At 72.8% G+C, this 4,275-nt stretch carries 4 protein-coding genes; 3 read left to right on the top strand and 1 reads right to left on the bottom strand.

Annotated features, from left to right (window positions below; translation table 11 throughout):
- On the top strand, positions 1-290 hold a 290-nt coding region (locus tag V6M42_RS14320; RefSeq protein WP_332679132.1), incomplete at its 5' end, for a hypothetical protein.
- Positions 287-1,141 (top strand): M23 family metallopeptidase, encoded by an 855-nt coding sequence (locus V6M42_RS14315; protein ID WP_332658976.1) that lies wholly within the window; start codon positions 287-289, stop codon positions 1,139-1,141. The genes V6M42_RS14320 and V6M42_RS14315, both read left to right, overlap by 4 nt.
- 4 nt (positions 1,142-1,145) lie before the next feature.
- On the opposite strand, the gene hrpB is transcribed toward V6M42_RS14315, so the two are convergent.
- Positions 1,146-3,584: an ATP-dependent helicase HrpB gene (hrpB, locus tag V6M42_RS14310; protein WP_332679131.1), complete on the bottom strand. Its 2,439-nt coding sequence runs from the start codon at positions 3,582-3,584 to the stop codon at positions 1,146-1,148.
- Between the two features lie 157 nt (positions 3,585-3,741).
- Here hrpB and V6M42_RS14305 point away from each other — a divergent pair.
- Positions 3,742-4,275, top strand: a 534-nt coding sequence (locus tag V6M42_RS14305) for an amino acid permease (protein ID WP_332679129.1), incomplete at its 3' end; no start/stop codon positions are given.

The following is a 4,275-nucleotide window of genomic DNA, read 5'->3' as shown; positions in this document are numbered from 1 at the left end:
CCGCCCGGCCCGCGGCTCCGACCTCGACCCTCGCGCGGGCCGGACCCCGGATCGCCGCCGCCCGCGTGGCCCCGGCCGCCTCGCGCGCCGCCGTCCAGGCGCAGGCCGAGGGCCTGACCAACGTCCGCACCGAGCGCACGGAATACGGCGTGGACGTCACCTTCAGCCGCTTCGGCGCCGCCTATAATGTCAGCTTCATCTGCGAGGGGCCCGGCGCGGCGGGCTGCACCGAGGCGGAGGCGGTGGTCTTCGCCTCGACCCTGCAACTGCTCGGCGGAGGCGCGTCGTGAAGCGCCTGACCCTGACCGCCCTGCTGCTGCTGACCGCCTGCTCGCCGAACGGCTGCGTGCAGGAACCCGATGCGCCGCCCGTGAAGACCGATACGCCCGCGCCCGCCACGGTCCCGACGGAGCCGGCCCCGCCGCCGGGCGAGGTCCCGCCGGCGCCCATGCCCGAGCCGGAGCCCGTGCCGGAGACGCCGCCCGCGCCCGAACCCGTCACCTGGCCGCACGACCCGGGCGGCGCCCTGCCCTCGGGTTCCGGCACAGGAGCGACCGACGCCACCCTGTGGGCCGCAGGGATGCGGTTCCCGATGGAGGCCGGGCCGGCCTATGCCAACTCCCAGGTCTACGGCTACGGCGGGTTCGCCGCGCCCGGACCGGGCGGCCAGTGCGACCCGCGCAACTACGCCTATCCCTGGCGCGACAATTTCTGCGAGACCCGGTCCTGGACCAACGGCATGTGCCCCGCCGGGCGCGGCCATCAGGGGCAGGACATCCGGCCCGCCACCTGCGTGAAGAAGGTCCACTGGATCGTCGCGGCCGAGAAGGGCCGGATCACCTCGATCGGCAGCTACACCGTCACCCTGCTGGGCGATTCCGGACGCATCTACCGGTATCTGCACATGGACATGGCGGGGGTGAACGCCCTGTTCCCGACCATGGCCTCGCGCAATGTCGAGCGCGGCCAGCACATCGGTCAGGTGTCGGCGGACTTCGGCGGCAACGCCACCACCATCCATCTGCATTTCGAGATCAAGGCGCCGGTGGCGATCGCCGGCAATCCGGCCAGCGTCAATTTCGTGCCGACCTACACCAGCCTGGTCGACAGCTACGGCCGGATGCTGAACGGGGCGGCCTGAGGCTTCAGGTTCCGCGCGGCTTGGCGCGGCTGGTGGCCTCGGCCTTGGTCGGATCCTCGGGCCACGGGTGGCGCGGGTAGCGGCCGCGCATCTCGGCGCGGACGGCGGCCCAGCTGCCGGCCCAGAAGCCGGGCAGGTCCTTCGTCACCTGCACCGGCCGCCGCGCGGGCGACAGCAGGGCCAGGGTCAGGGGCGCGCGGCCGCCGCCGACGCACGGGTGGGTCGTGACGCCGAACAGTTCCTGCACCCGGATGTCCACGCGCGGCCCGCCGTGCGCCGCATAGTCGATGGACGCCGAGCCCAGCGGCGTCTGCAGCCGCGCCGGAGCCAGGTCGTCGAGCGCGCGCTGGCGGTCCCACGGGATCAGCGTTCTCAGGCCGGCCTCGAGCGCGGCGTCGGAAAGGGCGTCCACGGCCTGGACGTCGTCCAGCAGCGGCCACAGCCATGTCTCACGCGCCTCGGCCAGGCCGCGGTCCGACACGTCGGGCCAGCCCTCTTCAAGCGAACCCAGGAAGGCCAGCCGCGCCCGCAGGCCCGAGGCCCGCTCGCCCCATTTCAGATCGGCCAGGCCGTCGCGTTCGATCCCGGCCTTCAGCGCCGCCGTGATCGCGGCGCGGTCGGGCGCCCCGACGACCTTTTCGTCCACGACGATGGCGCCGATGCGCCGGATGCGGCGCAGGGTCATTCGACCGGAAGGCTCGCGGGTCAACCGGTCCTCGACCTCGATCCTGTGCTCGAGCGCCGCGGGATCGACGGGCGCGGCCAGACGGATGCGGTCGCGCGCCCCACTCTCGATATTCGGGCCGCCGCCCAGCTCGGCCACGGCCAGCCAGGGCTCGCGCGCCATGAGGTCGGTCGGCTCGACGAAGGCGCCGCGCCCCGAAGCCAGCAGGACCTCGCCCGGCTTGCCGCGCGCCTTCGCCACCCGTTCGGGGAAGGCCTCGGCCAGCAAGGCGCCGGGATCGGCCTCGCCGCCCTGCCCGCCGCCCGCGGCCCGCATCCAGCGGTCGGCCAGCTTCAGGGCGTCGCGCGCGCGCATCGACCGGTCGCGATCCAGCTCCCGCAACCGCTCGCGCAGATCGAGGTCGTTTCCGCCCAGCCCGGGCTCGCTGAGCACCGCCGCCATCCGCGCGCCCAGCAGGGCGTCTCCCGCATCGCTGGCGGCGGCGACCATATGCGCCAGCCGGGGCGGCAGCGGGATGCGGGTCAGCCGCTGTCCGTGCGCGGTCAGGGCGCCGCCGGCGTCCAGCGCCTCCAGTCGCGCCAGCACCTTGCGCGCCTCGGCGAAGGCCCCGGCGGGCGGCTGGTCCAGCAGGGCCAGTCCCTCGGTCGTCCGCGCGCCCCAGCGCGCCAGGTCGAGGGCGAAGGCGGTCAGGTCGGCTTCCAGAATCTCGGGCCGCTGGTGCGGGACCAGACCGCGGGTCGCCTCCCCGTCCCACAGCCGGTAGCAGACGCCCGGCTCGACCCGGCCGGCCCGACCGCGCCGCTGCTCGGCCGAGGACCGGCTGACCCGCACCGTCGCCAGCCGGGTCAGGCCGCTGGACGCCTCGAACCGGGGCACGCGCGACAGGCCCCCGTCGATGACGACGCGCACCCCCTCGATGGTCAGGCTGGTCTCGGCCACCGAGGTCGCCAGCACGACCTTGCGGCGGCCCGGTTCCGCCGGCCGGATCGCCCGGTCCTGTTCCTTCGCATCGAGCGCGCCGTACAGGGGAGCGATATCGACCGACGGGTCGCGCACCGCATCCTTCAGCCGCTGGGCCGTGCGGTGGATCTCGCCCTGCCCCGGCAGAAAGACCAGAATCGACCCCGTCTGTTCAGCGAGCGCCGACCGGACCGCCCGCGCGGCGGCGTCCTCGATCCGTTCGGCGGCGTTGCGGCCAAGGTAGAAGGTCTCCACCGGGAACATCCGCCCCTCGGCCTCGATCACGGGAGCGCCGCCCAGCAGGCCCGAAACGCCCGCGATATCCAGCGTCGCCGACATGACCAGCAGCCGCAGGTCTTCGCGCAGCAAACCCTGCGTCTCGCGCGCCAGCGCCAGTCCGAGATCCGCGTCCAGCGACCGTTCATGGAATTCATCGAACAGGACGGCGCCGACGCCCTCCAGTCCGGGGTCGTCCAGAATCATCCGGGTGAAGACGCCCTCGGTGATGACCTCGATCCGGGTGCGCGGCCCGATCCGGCTCTGCAGACGGGTCCGGTAGCCGACGGTTTCTCCCGGCTGTTCGCCGAGCGACGACGCCATCCGCTCGGCCGCGGCCCGCGCCGCCAGCCGCCTCGGCTCCAGCACCAGCACCTTGCCGCCGCCCAGCCAGGGCTGGTCCAGCAGGGCCAGGGGCGCGACCGTGGTCTTGCCCGCGCCCGGCGGCGCGGCCAGCACGGCGACGTTGGTCGCGGCCAGCGCGGCCTTCAGGGGCTCCAGAACGGCGTGAATGGGCAACATCTGACCCGGGCATAGACGCTACACCCCCTCTCACGAAAGCGTCTCCCGCCGTTCATCAATCGGAAACCGCGTTGCCAGCGGGGTCATGCGCCGCTAGCGTCCGCGCCATTGAAGGCGGTCCGGGGAGGACTCGCCGTGTATCAGGGGGCGAGACTCGATGTCCGCAGAAGGCCTTAGGCCCAAGGGGAACCGCCTGTTCCTCAAGAAATCCGTAGCCCAGATCCAGAAGGAAGCGGCCAGAAGCGAGCTGAAGCGCACGCTGGGCCCCATCAATCTGATGAGCCTGGGCATCGGCGCCATCATCGGCGCCGGCATCTTCGTCCTGACCGGTCAGGTCGCCGCAGCCAACGCAGGCCCGGCGATCATGCTCAGCTTCGTCGTCGCCGGCATCGCCTGCGGCCTCGCCGGCCTCTGCTACGCCGAACTGGCCTCGACCATGCCCGTCTCGGGCTCGGCCTACACCTACGCCTACGGCACCCTGGGCGAGGTCTTCGCCTGGATCATGGGCTGGCTGCTTGTGCTGGAATACGGCGTCGCGGCCTCGACCGTCGCGGTCGGCTGGTCCGGTTATGTCGTCTCCATCCTGTCCGATTTCGGCATCAGCCAGCAGTTGTTCCCGGCGATCCAGTACGCCGGCGGCGAGGGTCCCCAATGGGCCACCCCGCTGGTGCAACTGGTTCAGGACGCCGGA

The organism is Brevundimonas sp. (genome assembly GCF_036677305.1).
Taxonomy (GTDB): domain Bacteria; phylum Pseudomonadota; class Alphaproteobacteria; order Caulobacterales; family Caulobacteraceae; genus Brevundimonas.
The sequence above is the reverse complement of the archived record's forward strand: the minus strand, read 5'-3'. Positions and strand labels throughout refer to the sequence as shown.